This is a genomic window from Thermogemmatispora aurantia (genome assembly GCF_008974285.1).
Classification (GTDB): Bacteria; Chloroflexota; Ktedonobacteria; order Ktedonobacterales; family Ktedonobacteraceae; genus Thermogemmatispora; species Thermogemmatispora aurantia.
In genome coordinates this window covers 258780-282683 of record NZ_BKZV01000001.1, presented here as the reverse complement: position 1 = coordinate 282683, position 23904 = coordinate 258780, and the positions used below count along the sequence as shown (strand labels likewise).

Below are 23904 nucleotides of genomic sequence, written 5' to 3'. Positions count from 1 at the left end.
GGCCTGCAAGCGTCCGGTCCTAGCAGCAAAGGGAGGCGGCGCCTTGATCATCGGGCCTGGTGCGCCTGATGCGTGCCCTTAGCTCCTGGATCGGGAAGAGGCCGGACGCCGGAGCAAACGAGGGGAGAGGAAAGAGTGCATCTGGCAGCTCCCGCGGGGATTCTCCCCTCGTGTCCGCTTTGGCTTTCGTGACGTATGCATTCTTGCCTGAGAGCGGCTGAATTTGCCCGCGTCTCCTTTCAGGCGGAGGGTGGTGGTGAGCCGGTCTGGGAGTGGCGCGGCAGCAGTCCGAGCAAGCGGGCCAGCCAGAGGCGCCAGCCGCGCAGTACTGGTGGCTGGAGGGCGGTCTGTGGAGCAACATTCCCGAGACCGCCATAGCTGGCGGCTAGGTCGAGCAGGCGCTGTCGAGCCTCGTCGCGACGAGTACGCTCGGCCTCCAGTCTGGCTTGGGACTGATAGCGCTCTTCCTGTTCAGTGATCGCGCGCAGAAAATGTTCGCGGCGGATAGAGAAGCGGCTCTCCTCTCCGCTTGCCTGAGCTGTCTGGGTAGCGGTGCTGACCGGGTTGGTGGCCTTCGACTCCTGCTGCTCCTCGCTGATCTGCACGCGGCCTACTTGTTGCAGACGCGGCTCGATCCAGTCGTGCAGGGCCAGCATAGAGGCGCGACGACAGATTGCTTCAATATCTGCGCCGCTCCGTCCTGGGGTCAGTTGGGCCAGCTCCTCCAGACTGACATCGGACGCCAACGGTTTCCCGCGCGTGTGCACGGAGAAGATCGCCTGGCGATCAGCTTCATCGGGATAGGTCAGCTCGACAATCAAATCGAAGCGGCCCGGACGCAGCAAAGCTGGATCAATCAATTCGGGCCGGTTGGTGGCAGCCAGCACAATCACGCCCGTGCGTCCCTCGATGCCGTCCAGCTCTGTCAGCAGCTGCGCGATCACGCGGTCTCCAACGTGGTTGTCCAGCTCGGCTCCACGGCGCGGTGCCAGAGCATCGATCTCGTCGAAGAAGATGATGCAAGGAGCCGCCTGCTTGGCACGCTTGAAGATCTCGCGCACACCCTTCTCAGATTCGCCTACCCACTTTGAGAGGAGCTCAGGGCCTTTGATGGAGATGAAGCTGGCGTTGCACTGATTGGCCAGGGCGCGCGCCAACAGCGTTTTCCCGGAGCCTGGGGGACCGGCCAGCAACACGCCGCGGGGTGGTTCGACTTTAGCTTTGCTGTAGATCTCGGGATAGCGCAGCGGCCACTCCACGCCCTCGGTCAGCAGCTGCTTGGCCTGAGCCTGCCCTCCGATGTCATCCCAGGTCGTTTCACTGACCTCAACATAGACCTCGCGGGTCGTCGATGGCTCAATCTCACGCAGGGCGGCCTGGAAATCGGCCATAGTGATGTTGAGATTCACCAGGGTCTCGAACGGAATATAGCCACTCTGATAGTCGATATAGGGCAGCACGCGGCGGAGCGCGATCATGGCTGCCTCCCGACAGAGCGCCTCCAGATCGGCCCCTACAAAGCCAGGTGTCAGTTGAGCCAGGCGAGCGAAATCGACGTCGTCCGCCAGGGCCGCATCGCGTGTATGGATGCGCAGGATCTCCATGCGTCCGTGGAGATCAGGTACGCGCAGGGCGATTTCGCGGTCGAAGCGGCCTGGGCGGCGCAGCGCCGGGTCGAGGGCGTTGGGCTGATTGGTGGCTCCAATGACGACAACCTGGCCGCGCGAGGCCATGCCGTCCATCAGGGCCAGCAGTTGACCGACAATACGACGCTCAACCTCGCCCCCCATTTCGGAGCGGCGTGGAGCCAGGGCGTCCAGCTCGTCGATAAAGATGATGCTGGGGGCGCGCCGCTGAGCCTCTTGAAAGACCTCCCGCAGGCGTGACTCACTTTCTCCATAAAACTTGTTGATGACCTCCGGCCCATTGATAACGAAGAAGGCGGCGTTCGTCTCCGAGGCGACGGCGCGGGCGATCAGCGTCTTGCCGGTGCCCGGCGGGCCATAGAGCAGTACCCCTTTGGGTGGCTCGACTCCCAGGCGATCAAAGACCGCCGGGTACTTGAGGGGCAGCTCGATCATTTCGCGAATGCGCTGCAGCTCCTTGCCCAGCCCTCCAATGTCTTCGTAGCTGACGCGTCCTAGTCCGCCGGGGCGACCGGCGCCGCGAGCCTGAGCGCGCACAACCGTCCCAGGCTGGACAATAACTGCTTCGACCACCGCCCGCTCATTCTGCTCGGCCAAGGGGGTGGCGGCAGTACCCTCTAGCTGCGAGCGGCGAGAGGGATAGCTGGGTGTGGCGGGCACCGTGCTAATAATCAAAAATTCGCGGCTCGCCGTGCCTGGCAGGTTGAGGCGGAGCAGATCGCCTGTGACCACGGGCAGGCCCACCAGGTAGCGCGCGATGTACTGCAAGTCGCTCTCTTGAATAGGGGCCCCGCGAGTCAGGGGGAGCAGCGTGATCTTCTCTGCCCTCTGTACCCGTGCCTTGCGCACCGTGACGCGCTCGCCCAGGCCGGCATCGCTATTCTGGCGTACCTGGCTGTCCATCTGGATAATGCGCTGTCCGCGTTGCTGTGGTACGCCGGGTAACAACCTGGCGGCGGTAGTCCGCGCGCCGCTGATCAAGACAATGTCGCCTGGCTGACAGCCCAAAGCCTCGATATCGCGTGGATCGAGACGGGCGACGCCGCGCCCGACCTGCATGCCCTCGACGACGACGAACTGCAGACCCTCATCCTGGCTCGCGACAGTCTTCGCTCCTTCCTGCTGCTCTGCCGTGCCCGGTCCTGCGCTGGTGCTCGCCGCTGAGGTTTCTCCCTCTGGGTCCAGGCGGCTGGTGATTCTTCCTGTTCCCACGTTGCCGGACCCGCTGCCACTGTGATGCTGAGGCTCCTCCATTGCTCGGTTCCTACTCTTTCGCTGAAAGATTGCGCTGATGCATGCCTCTGGGGAATGACAGGCTCACCGTCACTTACGTTTCCTCATTACATCTACGCTGTGGCTGGCTCAGGGTTGGAGATCGCTGGCCTGCCGGGCAAGATAGGACGTGGCCCGTGAGAGAGATCCTCCCTGCCTGGCCAGTTTCTCCCCTCGGCGTACCTGCCGGGTATGGAGAGGTCAACTGACCAGACAGGGAAAGATAAGGTCTAGTGGTTGGTTAACGAGCAGCGCGGGCGTGCCAGAGCGTGGTACGGGCGTCGCGGCTGGAGCTATGGCCGGCCTCAATGATCGTGCGGCGCAGAAAATAGCCGCCGATAAGGACAAGGAGCGAGAGCAACAAGCCGCTGAAGCGCACACGACTGCGCTCTGGCTGCTTGGTTGCTGCTCCCGTCGTGGCTGCCTCTCCATGAGCGCGGCGTGTCAGCAGCAGCCGTGTCTGGAGTAGCCAGGGCAGCAGCAGGCCACCGATGGCCACAAAGCGCCAGAAGCGAGGTCCGTACTCCGCAGGTCCGCTACCCACCAGGGCGCGGGCGGCACGTCCAGAACCGCGCAGGAAAGCAAAGAGCGCAAGCAGCTCGCTCAGGAGCGCACCCCACTCCAGGCGCTCCAGTTTGTGTAGAGCGGCAACAGGTGCAGCGCTGAGGCGTAACACGAGAGCAATCAGCGCCGAGCTGGTAGAGATGGCTGAGGAGATGAAGACCGCGCCGAGCATCTTGCTGCGCGACCAGAGCGGGATGCTAGTGGTAGCCAGGAGAACCCCCGTGTAGCCTCCCAGGAATAGCGCGAGAGCCATGCCTGGGAGAGCCAGCAGGCGCTGAGGCAGACGAGCCAGCCAGCGTGCTCCCCACCAGCGACCCAGCCACTGGTCTCGCGCGGCCTGAATCAGGGCACTCAGCCCGCTGAAGAAAGAGAAGCTCACCAGGCACCAGACGCCCATCGACATGGGCGAGCGCACCTTAAACATGCGTAGCATATTCAAAAAGCGCTCAGGACGTCCGAGATCCTTGATCAGCAGCAACGGGCACGGGAGCAGAGCCAGTGACGAGAGATAGTAGCCAGTGCGCCGCGTTGCTCGATCCTCGGCGTCGCCAAAGAGCGCCGCCAGGCTGGCAATGAAATAACAGCCGGCGGCCAGCCCCCCCAAGAAAAAGTACCAGACGATTTCCCAGCGCCAGACCGGCTCTTTGAGAGCAGGATAGTCGTAGTATGTTGGCTCTTGCTGCTCGCGTTCAGGGTCTGGATGATATCCTGTGCTGAGCACTGCCAGGCGCTCCATCCAGCCAGTGGCGCGCGAGATCTGCCGGAGCCGTTGCGCTAGTGCCTGGCCCGTGGCAAGCCAGGCGGAAAAGCTCTGCCTCTCTGGCTGCATCGCTCGTCATCGCCTCCTGAACGAGAAAATTCCGAGCAGACCCAGTGCCAACGCCACCAGCGCTGTCCAGAAGGAAGCGGGTAGAACATGTCTGCTGGGACGAGACGGGTCTTCGGGCAAATTATAGACAGCAGGCTCATCGAGCAGCAGGAAGAAGGCGTGAAGGCCGCCTTCCAAAATGGTATCGTCGGCACCATAGAGGCGGGCCTCACGCAAGCCGCGCTCATGCAGCTGAGCCAGGCGAGCCTGAGCCTGTTGGCGTAGCTGATCGACCGGGCCGAAGACGATCGAGTCCGTCGGGCAGACCTTGGCGCAGGCCGGCTCCAGACCATCCTTCAGACGATCGTAGCACAGCGTGCACTTGCGCGCGGTTCCCCCCAAGGCATCACGGGCAATCACTCCAAAAGGACAGGCGACCACGCAATAGCCGCATCCATTGCAGACGTCCTGCTGCACATAGACAGTATCGAATTCGGTGCGAATAATCGCCCCGGTCGGACAGGCTTCGAGGCAAGGGGCGTTGGCGCAATGCTTGCAAACGTCGCTCAGCATCAGCCAGCGATCGGGATTGAAGAAAGGCAACTCTGTGGGGGCTGCAGCCGTTTCCGCAGCGCTGCCTCCATCATGGTCGCCCGCCTCGTGACGCCCGATGCGTTCAATAAAGAGCACGTGACGCCAATTGATGGCGTTCAGCTCGCGCGTATTATCATAACTGGTACCTGCCCAGACCGGTTCACGTGCAGGAAGCTGGTTCCACTGCTTACAGGCAATTTCACAGGCTTTGCAGCCGATACACAGGCTGGTATCGGTGAAGAAGCCCACCGCTGTCTGTGGGGGCAGCGGCTCCTCCTTGCGCAGCGGCTCCAGCAGGGTGCGCAGCTGCTTAAGCACCCCAGGCAGGGGTCTCGCTGCTTCAACCGCCATGATCTTCTCTCCTTTGCTGCCAAGGTGCCAGAGCGGCGGCGGCATCTGGCGCAGAGGCAGACCAATGGCTTTGGAAAAGTTCGCCGTTGATCTGCTCACACTGGTCACTAAAGCCGGAGTGCCGTGCCGCTCTGAGAGCGCTTAGCTTCTGCCTCGCGCTGGACGCACATCGCACAGGAAGGCTTTCGCCTCCTCAATGCTGACGTTGGGCTCAAGCACCATGTGCGTCAGATCGTTCGTGATACTGCCAGTGGCCTTGCCCTGGAAGCCCCAATGGAAAGGCAACCCGATCTGATGGACGATGCGTCCATTGAGCCGCAGTGGACGCAGACGACGTGTCACCAGGGCGCGGGCCTGGATCTCGCCGCGGGGAGTACTGATAATCACCTGGTCGCCGTGGCGAATCTGGCGTTCTGCGGCCAGCTCTGGGCTGATCTCCACAAAGAGAGCCGGCTGGAGGGCATTCAGCCAGGGCAGCCAGCGCGTCATCGGCCCGCTCAGGTGATGCTCCGTCAAGCGATAAGTGGTGGCCACGATCGGATAGCGCTCATCGCCGACCGCCGCCAGTCGGTTGTCGGGTCGGTCGCGGTAGTAGCGAGCCGCAGGATTGCTCTGACGATGGTAGAGCGGGTTGGTGATCGGCGCCTCTGCCGCTTCATAGTGCGTCGGAAGCGGGCCATCCTTGAGGCCACTCGGCGCAAAAAGCCAGCCCTTGCCGTCGGGCTTCATGATGAAGGGGTCGCTGCCAGAGTGGGCATCGATCCCGGTAGCGCCCGGCGGCGGCGTGTAGTCTGGTGGCTTGCGCAGCGGGAAGTCGGGGACATCGTAGCCTGTCCACTGTCTGCGCTCCTCGTCCCACCAGATATACTTTTTGCGCTCCGACCAGGGGCGACCCTGGGGATCAGCCGAGGCCCGGTTGTAGAGGATACGACGGTTAGCCGGCCAGGCAAAGCCCCAGTTGGGGAAGGTATAGCCGGAAGGGTCGCGGGAAGCTGCGCGGTTTCGCCCCGGCTCTGGGTACACTCCGCTATAGATCCAGGAGCCACAGGCCGTGCTCCCATCGGCCTTCAGAACCGTGAAATCAGGCACATGGGGAGCCTCGCGCAGACTATACTCCTTCCCGTCGGGAGTACGCGCATAATAGCCGTTAATCTCCTTCAGCACCAGCAAGGCATCTGGCTCATCGAGAATACGTGAGCCAGGCTCGGGCGTCTCGCGCTCGTAGTCCCAGGTCAGGGCCTTGATAGGCAGATCGCGCTCGTGGGGGCTATCGGCGTAGAGCGCCTTCAGGCGTTTGCCAAGGTGGTAAACAAACCACAGGTCGGAGCGCGCATCGCCAGGGGGATCAACGGCCTTATCTCGCCACTGCAGCAGGCGCTGTGTATTCGTAAAAGAACCCTCTTTCTCTGTGGAGGCGGCGGCAGGCAACAGGAAAACCTCGGTCTTGATCTGCCTGGGATCAACCGCCTCGCCCTCTGGCCCACGGTACCAGAAAGCCGCCGACTCGACCTCGTAGAGATCGCGGACCACCAGCCAGTCAAGCTGAGCCAGCGCCTTGCGCTGCATGCGGGCGTTCGTGCTCCCGGCGGCGGGATTCTGACCGAAGAGGAAGTAGCCTCGCACCTTCCCATCCAGCATCTCATAGCTGGTAGCCAGATGAGAATGGTCACCGATAATCTTGGGCAGGAAGCGATAGCTGCGCTCCCCCTCTTCCTCATCGGCATAGGAGCCGTACCAGGCTTTCAACAGGCTGCGGATATAGGCTGGCAGATTGGCCCACCAACCTGTTTTCTGCCCGACCGCGGCGATATATTCGGCCAGCGTCTGCTGCGAAGGACCGACTGGCCTCATCTCCTCGCCGGCAACCGGTGCCTGGACCTCCTCGGCCCGTGGGCGCCTGGTTCCCGGTCCGGGAGCGAGCAACGCCGCAGGTTGCGGCATATAGCCGGAGAGCAGATCGTAGAGAGTCGGCACATCGGTTGACCCCTGGATCGAGGCATGGCCGCGCAGGGCCATTACCCCACCGCCAGGACGCCCGATATTGCCCAGCAGCAGCTGAAGCATGGCCGCCGTACGGATAATCTGCACGCCTTTCGATTGCTGGGTCCAGCCCACGGCGTAGCAGATGGCGCTCGTGCGCTCGCGCCCTGAATTGGCGATCAAGGTATCGACCACTTGCTGCCAGAGCGCGCGTGGCACTCCACAGACCTGCTCGACCAGCTCAGGAGTATAGCGCGCATAGTGGCGACGCATGATCTGGTAAACGCAGCGCGGATGCTCCAGCGTTGGATCGCTCAGTGGACGGCCAGCGGCATCGCGCTCGTAGTCCCAGCTGGTCGGGTCGTAAGTGCCGGTCTCAGGATCGTAACCAGAGAAGACCCCATCGAGGTCCTCGGTATCGCGAAAATCCTCACGGATCAGGGTCGCAATATTCGTGTAATGCAGTACATATTCCTGGAAGAAAGCCTTCTGCTCCAGCAGGTAGCGAATAATGGCCCCCAGGAAGACGATATCGCTCCCTGCGCGAATGGGCACATAAAGGTTGGCGAGCGCAGACGTACGTGAGAAATGCGGATCGATGTGGATGACCTTGGCGCCGCGCTCTTTCGCCTTGACAACATTAGCGAAGGCCACCGGATGGGCTTCCGCCATGTTGCTGCCCATGATCAAAATGCAGTCGCTATTGACAAGATCTTGTGGGAAGGTCGTGGCCCCGCCACGCCCCAATGTGGTGCCCAGACCGGGCACTGTGGAGCTGTGTCATATACGGGCCTGGTTCTCGATGGAGACGATGCCCAGAGCGCCCGTGAAGAGTTTCTTCATCAAATAGTTCTCTTCTACATCGAGCGTGGCACCGCCCAGCGAGGCTATGGCCAGCGTATGATTGACCTCTCGCCCATCGGGGAGCCGCTCAACAAAGGTCGCATCGCGCGTCTGCTTGACGCGCAGCGCGATCTGCTCCATCGCCCAATCAAGTGACTTCTCCTCCCAGTGATCGCTGTAGGGGGCACGATAGAGCACACGCGTCAGGCGGCTAGGATTCACGGTGTACTGGAAGGTAGCTGCCCCTTTGGGGCAGAGCGTCCCGTGGTTGATAGGGCTATCTGGGTTCCCTTCAATATCGAGCACCTGGCCATCTTTCACGTAGACATTGAGGCCGCAGCCCACAGCGCAATAGGGACAGACGCTGTGAACCACGCGCGCGTCGCGGATGCGAGGCCTCTTCTGGCGGCTCTCTGCGCTGAAGGGTTGGCGCTTGGAGCCGATCTCCAGAGCCTCATCGGCGACCTCTTGGAGCGTCTTCACCAGCAGTGGTAGCGCTGCAGTTGCTTCTTCTGCTTCTTCGCGCTTCCTGGATGACATAGGATCTTTCCTTTCCGTCCCATCTCCCGCGAGTCGTTCGTCGAGCTGCTCAGACACACTGAGTAGTGTGGCACGCTGCTGTCTTCGGCATCTTCAGCGTCGTTGGTGCCTCCGACCTGGGAACAGAATCATTATGACACGGGCCGGGAGCGATTTCCAGTCCTGTCAGGAGGAACCTCTCGCGCCCTTCCAGAGGCTGGGTGGCCGGGAAAATAGGCCTGGCCCGATCCGGCCAGATCCGTGGTTGCTGGTCTTCCCCTGGTACAATCAGCTACAGTCTTGCTAAACCGGGCTGTAGCAGGCTATAGTAATCACATATTTGAACCGATCTAAAACACTGAGAGCTACTTTGATATACTCTGGGGCAACACAACCTGCTCTGGAGGTAGATATTGTAATTAAGGATTTGAAGGATGCATGGATAGGTCTCCTGAGCACAAGCACGAATCATCGTCGAAAAACAAGCGGCGATTCTCTTTGAGGACCTTCTGGAAGAAGAACCCGTGGCTGCGTCTGGTTCTACCACTTATCTTAGTAGGAGCAGCGCTCTTTGTCTTGCTGAGCGTGCGCGTTGTGCGCAGTCCCTTCGGTGGGGCAACCACGCACGAAGTGCCGATCAGCGCTTTGCTCGACATGGCTGACCATCACACTCTCCGGAGTGCCCTGATCAGTGGTAGCGACGTCTATGCGCGCGATCGGAGCGGTCAGCAATACCACGCCTTTAAGGAAGAGGGGCAGACGCTAACCGACCTCTTGCGACGGGACGGGGTCACCGTGACTGTCGATAACGGGCAACATACGAGCTGGGAGCAAGGGCTGGCCTATCTCTTCTTTGTGGCTCTCGTTGTAGGAGGGGCCTTTTTCCTCCTGCGCCGTGTTGGTCCTGGGGCCTCGGCCCTGCCTTTCGCCCGCTCGCGTGCACGACGCTTTCACGAGAGCCGTCCCTCTATTCTCTTCAAAGATGTTGCTGGCGTTGAAGAGGCCAAAGTCGAGCTAGAAGAGATCGTCGAATTTCTCAAGCAACCCGAGCGCTTCCGGGTTATGGGCGCCCGCACGCCGCGTGGAGTCTTGCTTGTAGGCGCGCCTGGCACGGGCAAGACGCTGCTGGCGCGGGCTGTTGCTGGTGAGGCGGGCGTACCTTTCTATAGCGTCAGCGGCTCTGAGTTTGTCGAGATGTTCGTCGGCGTTGGAGCTGCGCGTGTGCGGGATCTCTTCCGTGAGGCCCGGGCCCATGCTCCTTGCATTATCTTCATTGATGAGATTGACGCCGTTGGTCGCCAGCGCCACGCCTCGGCGGCCAGCGGAAACGATGAACGGGAGCAGACGCTCAATCAGCTGCTCGTAGAAATGGACGGCTTCGAGAAAAACAGCAGCGTGGTGGTGATCGCTGCCACCAACCGGCCCGATGTCCTCGACCCTGCTCTCCTGCGTCCAGGCCGCTTCGATCGGCAGATAGTCCTGGATAAGCCGGATATCCGTGGGCGTCTGGCGATTCTGGAAGTGCATGCTCGTGGCAAGCCCCTGGCGGAGGACGTCGATCTGCAGCGCGTTGCGCGCCAGACGGCAGGGTTCTCAGGGGCCGACCTGGCCAATCTCCTCAATGAGGCCGCCCTGCTGGCGGCTCGTCGCCACCGTGAAACCATCGGCGATGCCGAGCTAGAGGAGGCGATTCTGCGGGTGATGGCAGGGCCGGAGCGTAAGAGCCGGGTGATTACGGAGGCCGAAAAAGCCATCATTGCCTATCACGAGGTAGGCCATGCCATTGTGATGCGCTCGCTGCCCGGCGCTGACCCAGTGCGCAAAGTAACAGCCATCGCTCGTGGTATGGCCCTGGGTATTACTCTCCAGGCCCCGCTGGAGGACCGCTATCTCTTGCGGCGCTCTGAACTGCTGGCGAAGATGGCCGGGGCTATGGGGGGGCGTGCCGCTGAAGAGCTGATCTTCGGCGATATCACGACAGGGGCCAGTCAGGATATCGAGTATGTGACAGAGCTGGCCCGGCGCATGGTCTGCGAGTTCGGCATGAGCGCCCTGGGAAATGTAGCCCTCAAGATGAGCGAAGATGGCACTGCTCTGATTAGCCCCGAGATGGCGGCGCGCATCGATGCCGAGGTCGCGCGCCTGGTGGAGGAGGCTCACCAGACGGCCCTTGAGATTCTCCGCCAGAAGCGCGAGAAGCTGGTAGCTATCGCCGAGCGCTTGATCGAGGTTGAAACGATTGATGGTGAGGAGCTGGATGCCATGCTCTTTGCCGCGTGAGGGGAACGATTTCCGGCAATGACACGCACCTTTCTTGCTCTCGATCTGAGTCCAGAGCTACAGAGGTTTCTAGAACGAGCTATCGCACGTGGCGCGCATCTTTTACCCGCGGCGCGCTGGGTTGAGCCAGCCTCGTTACATGTGACGCTGGCTTTTTTGGGGGAATTGAGCGATGAGCAACTGGCACAGGCGATTGAGGCCGGCGAGGCCGCGGCGCGTCAGGTGCCCCCTTTTAGCTATCGCCTAACAGGACTTGGTACTTTTGGGTCCGCGCGTGCCCCGCGCGTCGTCTGGATGGGTCTTGAGGATGCATCGGGACGGCTGCAAGCCTTGCAGCAAGTACTGATGCGTGAACTGCAGGCGCGAGGGTTCCCGCCAGAGGAGCGCCCTTTTTCGCCCCATTTAACGCTCGCGCGCCTCAAGAGGCCGCTCTCCCGTGAGGAGCAGCAGGCTTTGCAGCGCTTGCTCTACGAGATCCGCGTGCCGGCTTCGCTGCCAGAACACACTGTAGAAACCCTGGACGTGATGAAGAGCGAGCTGTCGCGAGCTGGGGCGCGCTATAGCTATCTGTATCGCGCCCGCCTCGCGACGCCAGAGGCGTAGCTGGCAGCAGGGGCTGGGTCGTTTTAGAACTGGCTGAGTGAAGTGGCGGACAAAGCCGTCTCCATCGCTGGCGGCTGGCTGATCTCTACGTTCGTTCCTATCCGGCCTAACCTGGCCCACCCTTGCGTCTGGTCATCTCTTCTGCTGGGGACCGCAGGAGAAGAGGAGGCTGATCTGTCACCTGGTGGCCTCTCTCTCGTCGCTGCCCATAAATAAAGGGAAAAAAGAGGTTCCAGGCCAGCCTCCAACCTCCTTTGAAGACGCTCTTGGCTTCTGCCAAGAGGGGCAGAAAGCGATTCAGGGGTTGACAAACTCCAGCGAGTGGTGTATCCTCTCAGACAGCAGGACCCGCTACGAAGATGTGGCTCCGAAAGGGTGGTTAGGAGAGAAGGGAAGAAGAGCAGGTACGGGGTTCGCACGACAGCCTGGCAACGACGCCCGCAGTCAATTACCTCCGAGACGCTGCACATGCTCTTGACGCTCTCTCTTTGTTGCAGACTGGCCTGGCAGCAAAATAAGAGCCGGCTGATGGTAGAGAAGGGCGAGCAGAGCAGGTTTGAGGCAACGGTTCGCCTCTAACCCTTAAACGTCTCTTGCAAGCAAGTAGTGATCTCTCTAGACACTGAAAAGGTTGTTTCTCGCGGAGGGTATCTTTCCCTCCTCTAAGCTGAGCAATCGCGCGGAGCGAAAGAAGTACGGATACTGTACGCAAAGGCAGCGAGATTCTCTGAGAGAAGGAGCCAGTGAGCATGTCAGCAGCGCGTCGCACCGGCAAGCAGCGGGCCGAAGCAATGTCCTGGGCTGAACAGTCTGCAATGGGCTGTCGCTCTGCGGCTAGCGCTATGCGCGGCGAGATGGGGCATGCTGCGACTATGACAGCTGCCGCCGCTATGGCCGCTGCTATGATGGCTGGTCTCCTCCTCATTCTGAAAATCGGCGTCTTGACGCCGATTTCTTTATTTGTCGCTCCTCTAGCTATTGCGATTGCCTCCACGCTCCTCCTTGTAGGGCTTGTGCTGCTTATTGGCCTTAGCCTTACCCTTAGCGGGTTGGTAAGCCTTACGGGCCTTAGCCTTAGCCTCGTAACGCTTACCACGGGCCTTACGCCTGGCACGCCGAGAGGAGAGTAGCGGGAGCAACGAAGCAACCCGATCCAGCGCAGGTAACCTAACGAGGGCCTCCCGGCAGGGCGGTTCCTCGTTTTTTATTGCTTGCAGGGCGTTTCGCAGCGATCTCACTTGCATTATCTGGTCTCAAGCGTCTATCACAAGTCGAACCGAGTCTAGCGAGCTATGCAGGGACGCCCCTAGGTTAAGGAGGAAGGTAGTATGACAACAACTGCGACGGTTACTCAGGAGTCAGGAGATGCCCGTAGGGCCAGTACACATGCCACTGATGAGGCGCGTGAGCTGGCAGGTAGTCACATTCTCTGCGAGGCCCTGGTGCGCGAGGGCGTAGAGCTGCTCTATGGCTATCCAGGAGGTGCGATCATGCCTTTCTATGACGCGCTTCCTGCCTATCCTCGGCTGCATCATGTGCTGGTGCGCCATGAGCAGGCCGCCGCCCATGCCGCCGATGGCTATGCGCGCGCCACCGGCAAGGTGGGCGTCTGCGTGGCTACCAGTGGCCCGGGCGCCACCAATCTGGTGACGGGTCTGGCCACCGCTTACATGGACTCTACGCCGGTGGTCGCCATTACGGGCCAGGTGGGTCGTCCCTTCATCGGACGCGATGCCTTCCAGGAAACCGATGTTCTTGGCCTGACCCTGCCCATCACCAAGCACAATTTCCTGGTCAGGCGTGTCGAAGAGCTGGCTGATGTGGTGCATGAGGCGTTCCAGCTCGCCCGCAGCGGGCGCCCCGGCCCTGTGCTGATCGACGTCCCCAAGGATGTCCAGTTCGCCAAGACTGTCTATCGTCCCGCTGCTTCTGTGCGCTCGATCGAACTATATCGCGCGACACGCGTGCCCCAACCAGCTCCCGAGGCCATTCAGCGGGCTGCGCGCCTTATCGCTCAGGCCCGCCGCCCAGTCATTATGTCTGGTCATGGCGTCATCCTTTCAAATGCCTATAGCGAGCTGCGCGCCCTGGCCGAGAAGACCAATATTCCGGTGATCACCACCCTGCTCGGTCTAAGCGCCTTCCCTGTCGATCATCCGCTCTTCCTGGGCATGCCAGGCATGCATGGGCCAGCCTTTGTGAACCGCGCGATTGGGGTCACCGACCTGATCATCGGCGTCGGCCTGCGCTTTGACGATCGTGTGACCGGCAAGGTGAGCGAGTTTGCTCCCCAGGCACAAATCATCCATATCGACATCGATCCGTCGGAGCTGAACAAGGTCAAGCCGGCTATTGTGCCCATTCTGGCCGATGCCAAGGCTGCCCTGGCGGCTCTGGCCGAAGCCGTTGAGCCGGGCGATCATCGCGAGTGGCTCAGCGAGCTGCGCCAGTGGGAGGCTGAGGAGCAGGAGCGGGCTCGCCGCCTGAGCCGCCCTGTGCCCTATCCCACACCGACCGATATCCTGGATGCCATCTACGAGGTCACCGATGGAGAGGCGATCGTGGTCAGCGATGTGGGCCAGCACCAGATGTGGACGGCGCGCTTCTATAAGTGGACCCATCCCAACAGCCATATTACCTCTGGCGGCCTCGGTACGATGGGCTTCGCCCTGCCGGCAGCGATGGGGGTCAAGATGGGGCGACCCGAGGCCACTGTCTGGGTGGTGGCCGGCGACGGCGGCTTCCAAATGAATATCCAGGAGCTGGCGACGCTCCGCGATGAGGGCGTCGAGATCAAGGTGGCCATCATGAATAACGGCTACCTCGGTATGGTGCGCCAGTGGCAGGAGTTTTTCCACCAGCGCAACTACTCTGAAACTCCCATTAGCAGCCCGGATTACGTCAAGCTGGCCGAAGCCTACGGCCTGACCGGTATGCGAGTGGAGCGCCGCGAGGATGTCCAGGCCGCTGTGCAAAAGGCCATGCAGACGCCTGGTACGGTCATCATCGACTTCGCGATCGAGGCCGAGGCCAACGTCTACCCGATGGTGCCACCTGGAGCTGCCATCACCGATATGATTATCGAGAGTGAATAACCGGCAGGTTGTGAGGATAGACGGAAGGATGGGATTGAACATGACAGAACAGGCTGTCATCTCAGCGCGTGCTGGGCAGGCGGATATTCCCCCAGGAAGCGCGCGCCTCTACACCCTGGTGCTGCTAGTCGACGATCGCCAAGGGGCTATTGATCGGGTGGTCAATGTGCTGCGCCGACGACGGGCCAACATGCGTACCCTCGTCGTCGGACCGAGCGAAGAGGCCGGCGTGGCTCGGGTCACCGTGGTCGTCGACGATGCCGAGGTCGGCGTCGAGCACCTCAGCGAGCAGTTGCGCAAGATTGTCGACGTTCGTCAGGTGCTCCTCTTCCCGGCGGGGCAGGCTATCGAACGTGAGCTAGCGCTGGTCAAGGTCAGCTGTACCGCGGCCAACCGCAGTGAGATCATCGAACTGGGCCAGCACTTTGGCGCGCAGGCGGTCGATCTTGCGCCCGAAACACTCACATTGCAGGTCACCGGCAAGGGTGAGCAGGTGGAGCAGCTCCTGGAGCGGCTCCAGCCCTATGGCATTCGCGAACTGGCGCGTAGCGGTTGTCTGGCAATTGCGCGCGATGAATAGGAGGAGATGCAATCAATGGCGAATATCTACTACGATGCTGATGCCAATCTTGAGCTGATCCAGGGCAAGCGTGTGGCAGTCATTGGCTATGGAAGCCAGGGCCACGCCCACGCTCTCAACATGCGCGACAACGGCTGTAATGTCGTAATTGGCTTGCCGGCAGGCAGCAAGAGCCGGGAGAAAGCCGAGGCCGATGGGCTGCAGGTCATGACGACCGCCGAGGCGGCGGCGCAGGCCGACATCATTATGCTGCTGATCCCCGATCAGTACCATCGCGAGGTCTTTGAGCGCGATATTCGTCCTGGCCTGGCCCCGGGCAAGATGCTGATGGTCGCCCACGGCTTCAGCATCCATTATTCGCAGATCGTACCGCCTGCCGATATTGACGTGGCAATGGTGGCCCCCAAAAGCCCCGGGCATATGATGCGCCGCCTCTTCACCGAAGGCGTGGGCGTACCGGCCCTGTGGGCCGTCCATCAGGATGCTACCGGCCAGGCCGAAGCTCTCACGCTGGCTTATGCCCGCGCCGTTGGCTGCACACGCGCCGGCGTGTTGCGCACGACCTTCGCCGAGGAGACGGAGACCGATCTCTTTGGCGAGCAGGCTGTGCTCTGTGGCGGCGTGACGGCTCTGATCCGCGCCGGCTTCGAGACGCTGGTGGAAGCCGGCTATCAGCCCGAGGTGGCCTATTTTGAGTGCCTCCACGAGATGAAGCTGATCGTTGACCTGATGTACCAGGGCGGCATGAGCTATATGCGCTACTCGATCAGCGATACTGCCGAGTACGGCGACTACGTCTCTGGTCCACGCATCATTAATGAGCAGGTGCGTAACGAGATGCGCAAGATCTTGCGCGAGATTCAGGATGGCACCTTTGCGACCCGCTGGATTCTGGAGAATCAGGCTGGGCGTCCGGCTTTCCAGGCCATGCGCCGCGCCAACGCGCAGCACCAGATCGAGCAGGTCGGCAGCGAGCTGCGCGCGATGATGCCCTGGCTCAAGCCTGTAGACAAGCGGCCTGAGATCGCAGGGCCAACGAAGAAGTGAGGAAAGGAGCAGCCTGAGCTGGCTCGCCGGTGATGAGCCAGCTGGCCTGGCCGCCGGCGCGCTCATCGGCTTGCCTGCGCTACGGGTGGCGAGACGCCGACAAATGGCCTCTCGTCGCCCGGTGAATGGTCACAAGGAGGAACAACAACAATGGGAGATCCTGCGGTAATTCGCGTCTTTGACACGACTCTGCGTGACGGTGAACAGTCGCCTGGCGCCACCATGACGACCGAGGAGAAGCTGCAAGTTGCTGAGCAGCTTGTGCGCCTGAACGTCGATATCATCGAGGCTGGCTTTCCGGCTGCTTCACCCGGCGACCTGGCTGCGGTGAAGGCCATCGCTCAGCGTGTGCGTGGCCACGATGTGGCCGTTGCCGGCCTGGCACGCGCCAATACCGAGGATATCGATGCGGCCTGGGAAGCCGTCCGCGAGGCAGACCAGCCGGTGATTCATGTCTTCCTGGCTACCTCTGATATCCACCTGAAGTATAAGCTGAGGATCACGCCCGAGGAGGCCCTGGAGCAGGTCAAGACAATGGTGACCTACGCGCGCAACCTCTGCCCACGGGTCGAGTTCTCGGCGGAAGATGCCACGCGCAGCGACTGGGACTATCTCTGCCGCGTCTTCGAGCTGGCCATTAAGGCGGGCGCCACGACGATCAATGTGCCCGATACGGTCGGTTACGTGATGCCGCATGAGTATGAGATGCTCTTCCGCTACTTGCGCGAGCGCGTGCCGGGTATGGAGGATGTGGTGCTCAGTGCGCACTGCCACGACGATCTTGGCCTGGCTACAGCTAATACCCTGGCGGCGATCCGCGGCGGTGCTCGACAGGTGGAGGTGACCATCAATGGCATCGGTGAGCGCGCCGGTAATACCGCGATGGAGGAAGTGGTGATGGCCCTGCGTACGCGCCCGGATGTCTTCCAGGCCGATACGCGTATCAATGCCCGTGAGTTTGTGGCGGCCAGCCAGCTGGTTAGTCGCCTGACGGGTATCCCGGTGCAGCCGAATAAGGCAATTGTGGGCCAGAATGCCTTTGCTCATGAGGCTGGCATCCATCAGGATGGCGTGCTGAAGAACCGCCTGACCTACGAGATCATGACGCCACAGTCGGTCGGCTGGGATGATACACGCCTGGTGCTCGGCAAGCACTCCGGGCGCCACGGTCTCGATGCTCGTCTGCGCCAGCTCGGCTACCGCCTGAATGCTGAGCAGCTGAAGAAGGCCTATGCGCGCTTCATCGCGCTGGCCGATGAGAAGAAGTATGTGACCGACGACGATCTGATCTATATCGTCGAAAGCAGCCTGGAGACGCCTTCGGCGATCTGAGGTCGCTGCTGCCCTGCCCTGTCCAGCGCAGGACCAGCAACCAGCAGGCCAGGCAGAACCGGTGGTCAAGAGAGAGCTTCTGGCCCGCAAGGGTGTGCCCGTCATAGGTCTCAACGGCGCACCCTTGCGCCTTCTTCCTTTTTTACTGTTCTATTCGCTTATTTATACGTGGGGCGGTTCCTCCTCCCCACCACTTGGTTGCTATCGATCGAAGGAGTGAGGTCGTGACGCAGACACAGAGTTCTCAGGAAGCCACGCCGCAGAAAGTTTCGATTCAGGACCCGCTGGAGGGCTACGCCTTCTTCGAGGGCCGCTTTGTGCCAATCGCTGAGGCCAAGGTTAGTATTGCTACTCATGCCCTTCAGTACGGCACTGCCTGCTTTGAAGGCATCCGCGCCTACTGGAATCCGACTCATGAGCAGCTCTACGTGCTGAAAATGCGCGAACACTACCAGCGAATGATGCATTCGTGGAATGTGATGCGCTTCAACCTTCCCTATTCAATAGATGATTTGGAGCGTATCACGATTGAGCTGCTGCGCAAACATAGCTACCGACAGGATGTCTATATTCGACCGATCGCCTACAAGGCTTCGTTAACGGTCAAGCCGCGCCTGACTGGTCTCAAAGATGAGTTTGCTGTCTATACCTTCGGCATGGGCAACTATGTGGACATCGAATCGGGCTTGCGGGTCTGTACATCGAGCTGGAGACGGGCCAACAGCAACGCCATGCCGGTGAGAGCCAAAGTGACAGGCGGCTATGTCAACAGTGCCCTGGCGACCGAAGATGCTCTGGCTAGCGGCTTTGACGAGGCCATTATGCTGACGCATGACGGCTATGTCTCCGAGGGCAGTTCCTGTAACCTCTTCATTTTGCGCAACGGCAAACTGGCTACTCCGGCACCCTCTGAAGATATTCTCGAAGGGATCACGCGCAACACTTTGATTCAGCTGGTGCGTGATGAATTCGGTATGACCGTTGAAGAGCGACGCATTGATCGCACGGAGCTGTATGCCAGCGAAGAGATGTTCCTCTGTGGGACAGGCGTCCAGGTTTCACCGGTCATCAGTGTTGATCACCGCCCGATTGGCAGCGGACGCCCTGGTCCCTTTACGATGAAGTTGCAAGCCCTCTATCTGGCGGCCTGTCGCGGTGAGAATGACAAGTATCGCCATTGGTTAACGCCAGTCTACGAGTAGGCAAGGAGACGCTGCGGAGGGAGCTGAGCAGGGTTGTTCTTCCTGTCCCCGCCTGCGATAGTCACGCTCGCCGGCCAGGGGGCGTATGGCTTCGTATGGCTTTAGGCGTGGTTGAGGCCTGAGCCGGAGCGGAAGTGTAGGGAAGAGGGAAGACGCCTCCTCTCGCTCCCAGGCGTGTTGTGCTGCATTGATATTGGGGCTACTGACGAGTAGCCCGAGAGCGTGATACAATAAAAGCCACTCTTGTCTGCTGACAGAGCAGACAGAAAGGAGATGCTGAGAGCAATGGAAGGTCTTGCAGCTGAAAGACAGGAGGCCCGTGGCGATGGCACCGGTATTTCCTGTCGCTTTTACTGTGCTCGTACCGGCCACCTCGGCTAACCTGGGGCCGGGATTCGATAGCCTTGGTTTGGCCTTGCAGCTCTACAATCGCTTTGAGGTTGTGGAGGGTGGCGATGATCCGCAGCATCCTGTCATCCAGATCGAGGGTAGTCTGGGAGCAGGGCTTCCCACTGGTCCTGAAAATCTGTTCTTCCGCGCTTTCTCCTCAGTTTTTGCTTCGAAAGGAATAGAGCCGCCGGCGGTACGCATTCGGATGTTCATTCAGATCCCTGCGGGGGCTGGACTAGGTAGCAGTGCCACTGCAGCCGTTGGCGGCGTTGTAGCGGCCAGCGAATTTCTGCGTCTGCGGGGTCTGATGCTTTCTGAGCAGGAGGTTTTGGAGTTAGCAGTGGCCAACGAGCAAGGGAATCATCCTGACAATGTGGCCCCGGCCCTCCTGGGCGGGCTGGTGGCGACCACGGTCAAGGATGGCAAGATCCATGCGGTCAAGACCCCCTTCCCGGATGCTCTGAAGGCGGTCATTTTCACTCCCTCGTTCTCAATGGATACGCTGGCCGGTCGTAAACTGCTCCCTCCCAGCTATCCCAAGGATGATGTGACCTTCAATACCGGGCGCGTGGCGCTGCTCCTCTCAGCTCTGCAAACGGGACGGTATGAGCTGATCGGAGAGGCAATGCAGGATCGTTTGCATCAGCCCTATCGGCAGGCGCTCTTTCCGGCCATGCCCGATATTATTAAGGCTGCGGTGGCTGCCGGGGCTTACGGCGCCTCTCTTTCCGGCGGCGGTTCTTCTCTGATTGCTCTTGCAAGTTCGCGCTTCCAGGAGATTCTGCGCGCGATGCAGGAGGCTGCGCGCGCCCGTGGCGTGGAAGGAACCGGCATGATTCTGCGGGCTGACAAGCATGGGGCGCGGGTGATCAATCCTCGCCATCATCGAGTGCGCCGTCCGCGCGCTCGCTACTATGAAGATCAATTTTGCTGGTCGCCCGCCCGACCGCTCAAGGAGGGATCGCTTGGACGCTAGAATCGATCATCAAGAGGAGATACAGCTCGCTGCCTCCGTCCGGCAGGCGCTGGAACAAGTACGCCTGCGCTGCGTGGGGTGCCAGGCACTCTATCCCGTGCTGGAGCCGGGGCGGGCGGCGCGCTATCGCTGTGATTGCGGAGAGGTACTCGATGTGGAGATCCCTCTCCTCTTGCCCAAGCCGCCATCTCCCCAGGCTGGAACGGCTCAACAGGCTGACGAGGAGGCTGCTGCCTGGCGCCGGCTTTTTGTTGAGCGTGCCATGCTGGTGCCGGGCACACCTGGGGCCGCTACTGTGCAGCGTAGTGGTGTCTGGCGCTACCGTGAGCTGATTCTACCAATCCCTGAAGAGGCCGTGATCTCGCGGGCGGAAGGCAATACGTCCTTATACGCGGTCGGCAGCGACCAGCAGCAGGAGACGCAGGCCAGCCCTGGCCTGCGCCGCATTGGTGAGTATGCTGGCCTCTCCCAGCTCTACCTTAAGCACGAGGGCGAGAATCCTACGGGGAGCTTCAAAGACCGCGGGATGGTGGTGGGCGTCACCATGGCACGCCTGATGGGTGCGCGAGCTGTTGCCTGCGCTTCAACTGGCAATACTTCGGCTTCGCTGGCTTCCTATGCCGCTCTGGCGGGCCTGCAGGCCCTGGTCTTTCTGCCTGCAGGCCAGGTTGCAGGCGGCAAGCTAGCGCAGACGCTGGCCTATGGGGCCCACATGGTGCAGATCAATGGCGACTTCGATGCTGCCATGCAGCTTGTTGAGCAGGTCTGTGACGAATCAGGTATCTATCTGCTCAATTCGCTCAATCCCTTCCGCGTCGAAGGCCAGAAGGCGATCGCTTTTGAATTGCTGCAGCAGCTCAACTGGCAGGCTCCCGACTGGCTGGTGCTGCCGGCGGGCAATCTGGGTAATACTTCAGCGCTGGGTAAGGCTTTCCGTCAGGCACGCGAGCTAGGGTTGATCAGCCATCTGCCGCGCCTGGCCGCTATCCAGGCCGCCGGAGCCAATCCCTTCTACTTGAGCTACCGAGAGGGCTTCGCCCGCCGGCACGCCGTCCAGGCTCAGACAGTGGCGAGCGCCATTAAGATCGGCAATCCTGTCAGTTACGCCCGCGCTCGCCTGGTGATCGAGGAGTGTGCGGGCCTCGTCGAGGAGGTCAGTGATCCAGAAATCCTAGAGGCGAAAGCCGTTATTGACCGCGCAGGTATTGGCTGCGAGCCTGCCTCCGCGGCAACCCTAGCCGGCATTCGCAAGCTTGTCAGGGCTGGTATAATCAAGCCAAATGAGCGCGTGGTTGCTATCCTCACCGGTAATTTGCTCAAGGATTATCAGACTGGTATCCCGCGCGCCGAGACGGTCTGCATTGACCCTGATCTCGCTAGTGTCAGGAGGACACTTGATGCGCTTGGCTCTCTTACCGGCCCATCATCAGGGGAGGGTGGTTCCGCAGCCACCAGGGCGCTCTGAGCGGCGGCGCTCCTGGTGGTCCTGGCTGCTGAATCCTGAAGTCTTGGTCCTGCTGCTACTCGCTGCGGCCTTGCGACTCTACGGCCTCAATCAGACTGAGTTTGATGATGATCAGGCCACGCTCTTTCGTATGGCCTACGATGCTGTTCATCAGGGCCTGCTGCCGGTGACGAGCAATACTGGCTCGATAGGCTCGCAGCATCCGCCCGGTGTGGTCTACCTGTTAATGCTGCCCGCGGCCTTGAGCGCTAACCCGCTCTGGGCCGCTGTGCTTGTGGCCCTGCTTAATGTCCTGGCTGTCCTGTTAACCTATTTCTTCTTGTACCGCTACTATGGCCGTCTGGCAGCGGTGACTGGCTCCTTTCTCTACGCTTCTGCTGTACTGCCGGTGAAGTATGCCCGTTTTATCTGGCAGCCAAATATAGCCGCTCCTTTTATCTTACTCTTTTTGCTGGCACTTTTCCGGGGTGCCGTAGAGCGACGGTCAGGTTGGTTGGGGTGGGCTGTGCTCTGGCTGGCCCTCCTCTACCAGGCCCATGAGGTCAATCTCTTGCTGGCGGCTCCGCTGCTGCTCTGCCTGGTGCTCGCTCCCAAGACTGTGCGTTGGCGCGATGCCCTTTTCGCTCTCCTTGTCCTGCTGCTCGTTTTTGCTCCATCGTTGCTCTGGCTGCTCGTCTCTGGCTTGCATGATCTACGCTCCACTCTCAGTTTCTCTAATCATCAGGCTGGGGGTCTCTCCCTTCAAGCTCTGCGTATCTATCGCCTTTTCATTATTCCATATGACCAGCTTCCCAATAGAAGTGATACGCTTCTACTGCCGCTCCATCGTTTGTTCTCTTGGCTCAAGCTGGCTATGCCTGGCCTGTTGATCCTGGCAGCCCTTTGGCTGCTGGCCGTAATTGGGCGCTGGCGAGTTGGCCCGGTTGAGCAGAGAAGGCAGCCTGTGGTAGCGGGGCTTGGCCGCTGGTGGCAGCGGCTGCGTGAAGGTTGGGAGGACTTACGCTCAGATGGCCAGCGTTGTGGAGCACTAATTTTGCTCGTCTGGCAGCTTATCCCCCTGCTAGTCTTTTTGCACTATGGAGGAGAACTTCATACCCAATACTTGTTGTTCTTGATGCCTGGTCCATTTCTCTTGATCGGTATCGTGGCGGCACGTAGCCTTAATTGGCTGAGCCGACAAGAGGGCTGGCTGCGGCGTCTACGTTTGGCCGGCTATCTCCTGGTGGGGATGCTCGTGGTGGCTCAGAGCCTGGCCGCGGCTGTGAGCGTTCTCGATACTCTTGAAGGCCACTTCGATGATCGTTCCTTTCCGCCCTATCCGTATCATAATGATCTTGCCTCGCTACAGCAAGCCCTGGCTGCTACCGATCAGCTTGCCCAACGGGAGCATCTGTCGCATGCCTACATCACGGTCGATGACGCCACGCGCACCGCTGTCTTCTTTCTCAGTCGCCAGATGCGGACACCAGTCACTCTCTTTGATGCCCACTGTCTGCTCCTGCCAACGGAACGTGCAGTCATGCTCGTAGGACCTTACGATCCCTGGGTGACGGCTCTGCTGGAGCGTTTTGGGCGTGCCACGCTGGTGAGCCAACTCTCACGCCCGGGAGGCCTGCCATTCTCCCTCTATGTGGTCGAGCCGGGACCGGAGGCGGCAGCCTCTCCCCTGGCCGCGCCCTGGAAACTCAATCAGCTCCAGGCACTCTCACAGCAGGCTTTGCCTCTCACGCTGGCCAATAGCTCTCAGACTCAGGCTACTGCCTGGCTTGTCTCGTCCTGGCAGATCAGACAGAGTGTCTCGCCTGTGCTCAATACTACCTATGCCTATCGCTTCGTGGCCACTGCCGGGGCCTCGTCTTCTTCTCAAAGTCTGCAGACGACCTGTACTTTTAACCGCTTGCAGGCTGGAGAGAGGCTCCTCGTGACCTTTGCTCTTGCTGATAAGGAAGCGATCCCTGTCAACCTGCTGCTGCGCATCTGGTCCTATCGCCTCGTCCTTTATACACCGTCCTACGGCCCCCTGCATCTAGAGACTTCTATATCGAAAGAGGTAGATGTGAATCTTTTGCAGACGGCGGCGGGGGCGAATCAAATTCTGCTCTCGGTGAACGATGGAACGGGAAGATGATCACCGAGGGCCCGAGCAGGTCTCACTCTGGAGACAAGTGTGCTGGAGGCGGAAGTGAGAGGAGCTAGGGCACTGGCGCTGTCGCCTTCTGGCTGTTACAATGATGTCAGCATCAGAGCGGCGTCCCTCTCCTCTTGCTCATTCTTGCTTGACATAGACAGAGCTGAGCTGCCCGTGCTGTTGCTGATCCGGAGGTCGGAGCAGCGCAGGGTCACATGAAGGAAGACAG

At 60.6% G+C, this 23904-nt stretch carries 15 protein-coding genes; 11 read left to right on the top strand and 4 right to left on the bottom strand.

The window, feature by feature from the left end:
* Positions 1 to 239 precede the first annotated feature (239 nt).
* The 4 genes from KTAU_RS01090 to KTAU_RS01075 all read right to left on the bottom strand — a co-directional run bounded on the left by KTAU_RS01090 (position 240) and on the right by KTAU_RS01075 (position 8508).
* A complete protein-coding gene (locus tag KTAU_RS01090; protein WP_151726642.1) occupies positions 240 to 2900 on the bottom strand; it encodes a CDC48 family AAA ATPase in 2661 nt (886 codons plus the stop codon).
* Positions 2901 to 3159: 259 nt separating this feature from the next.
* Positions 3160 to 4311 carry an NrfD/PsrC family molybdoenzyme membrane anchor subunit gene (nrfD, locus tag KTAU_RS01085; RefSeq protein ID WP_151726641.1) on the bottom strand — a complete coding sequence of 384 codons (1152 nt, stop codon included), beginning with the start codon at positions 4309 to 4311 and terminating at the stop codon, positions 3160 to 3162.
* Positions 4312 to 4317: 6 nt separating this feature from the next.
* Positions 4318 to 5235 carry a 4Fe-4S dicluster domain-containing protein gene (locus KTAU_RS01080; protein ID WP_151726640.1) on the bottom strand — a complete coding sequence of 306 codons (918 nt, stop codon included), beginning with the start codon at positions 5233 to 5235 and terminating at the stop codon, positions 4318 to 4320.
* A 141-nt stretch (positions 5236 to 5376) separates the two neighbouring features.
* On the bottom strand, positions 5377 to 8508 hold the full coding sequence (locus KTAU_RS01075) for a molybdopterin-dependent oxidoreductase (protein ID WP_371875057.1): 3132 nt from the start codon (positions 8506 to 8508) through the stop codon (positions 5377 to 5379).
* A 507-nt stretch (positions 8509 to 9015) separates the two neighbouring features.
* Here KTAU_RS01075 and ftsH point away from each other — a divergent pair.
* The 11 genes from ftsH to KTAU_RS01020 all read left to right on the top strand — a co-directional run bounded on the left by ftsH (position 9016) and on the right by KTAU_RS01020 (position 23675).
* A complete protein-coding gene (gene ftsH, locus KTAU_RS01070; protein WP_308789032.1) occupies positions 9016 to 10857 on the top strand; it encodes an ATP-dependent zinc metalloprotease FtsH in 1842 nt (613 codons plus the stop codon).
* An 18-nt stretch (positions 10858 to 10875) separates the two neighbouring features.
* Complete coding sequence (gene thpR / locus KTAU_RS01065; RefSeq protein WP_151726638.1) at positions 10876 to 11460, top strand: RNA 2',3'-cyclic phosphodiesterase; 585 nt, start codon at positions 10876 to 10878, stop codon at positions 11458 to 11460.
* A 749-nt stretch (positions 11461 to 12209) separates the two neighbouring features.
* Positions 12210 to 12590, top strand: a complete 381-nt coding sequence (locus KTAU_RS01060; protein WP_151726637.1) for a hypothetical protein — start codon at positions 12210 to 12212, stop codon at positions 12588 to 12590.
* 198 nt (positions 12591 to 12788) lie between these two features.
* On the top strand, positions 12789 to 14555 hold the full coding sequence (ilvB, locus tag KTAU_RS01055; protein WP_151726636.1) for a biosynthetic-type acetolactate synthase large subunit: 1767 nt from the start codon (positions 12789 to 12791) through the stop codon (positions 14553 to 14555).
* Positions 14556 to 14595: 40 nt separating this feature from the next.
* Complete coding sequence (ilvN, locus tag KTAU_RS01050; RefSeq protein ID WP_170292964.1) at positions 14596 to 15135, top strand: acetolactate synthase small subunit; 540 nt, start codon at positions 14596 to 14598, stop codon at positions 15133 to 15135.
* A 15-nt stretch (positions 15136 to 15150) separates the two neighbouring features.
* Complete coding sequence (ilvC, locus tag KTAU_RS01045) at positions 15151 to 16182, top strand: ketol-acid reductoisomerase (RefSeq protein WP_151726634.1); 1032 nt, start codon at positions 15151 to 15153, stop codon at positions 16180 to 16182.
* A gap of 150 nt (positions 16183 to 16332) precedes the next feature.
* Positions 16333 to 17514, top strand: coding sequence for a 2-isopropylmalate synthase (locus KTAU_RS01040; RefSeq protein WP_151726633.1), 1182 nt, complete (start codon positions 16333 to 16335; stop codon positions 17512 to 17514).
* Between the two features lie 224 nt (positions 17515 to 17738).
* The gene (locus tag KTAU_RS01035) at positions 17739 to 18716 is read left to right on the top strand and encodes a branched-chain amino acid transaminase (protein ID WP_228026267.1); all 978 of its coding nucleotides are present in this window, start codon (positions 17739 to 17741) and stop codon (positions 18714 to 18716) included.
* Positions 18717 to 19041: 325 nt separating this feature from the next.
* Entirely contained in the window at positions 19042 to 20082 is a 1041-nt protein-coding gene (gene thrB / locus KTAU_RS01030) for a homoserine kinase (RefSeq protein ID WP_151726632.1), read from the top strand.
* Positions 20072 to 21547 carry a threonine synthase gene (thrC, locus tag KTAU_RS01025; RefSeq protein WP_228026266.1) on the top strand — a complete coding sequence of 492 codons (1476 nt, stop codon included), beginning with the start codon at positions 20072 to 20074 and terminating at the stop codon, positions 21545 to 21547. The genes thrB and thrC overlap by 11 nt, the downstream gene beginning before the upstream one ends.
* Positions 21480 to 23675 carry a glycosyltransferase family 39 protein gene (locus KTAU_RS01020; RefSeq protein WP_151726630.1) on the top strand — a complete coding sequence of 732 codons (2196 nt, stop codon included), beginning with the start codon at positions 21480 to 21482 and terminating at the stop codon, positions 23673 to 23675. The genes thrC and KTAU_RS01020 overlap by 68 nt, the downstream gene beginning before the upstream one ends.
* Positions 23676 to 23904 lie beyond the last annotated feature (229 nt).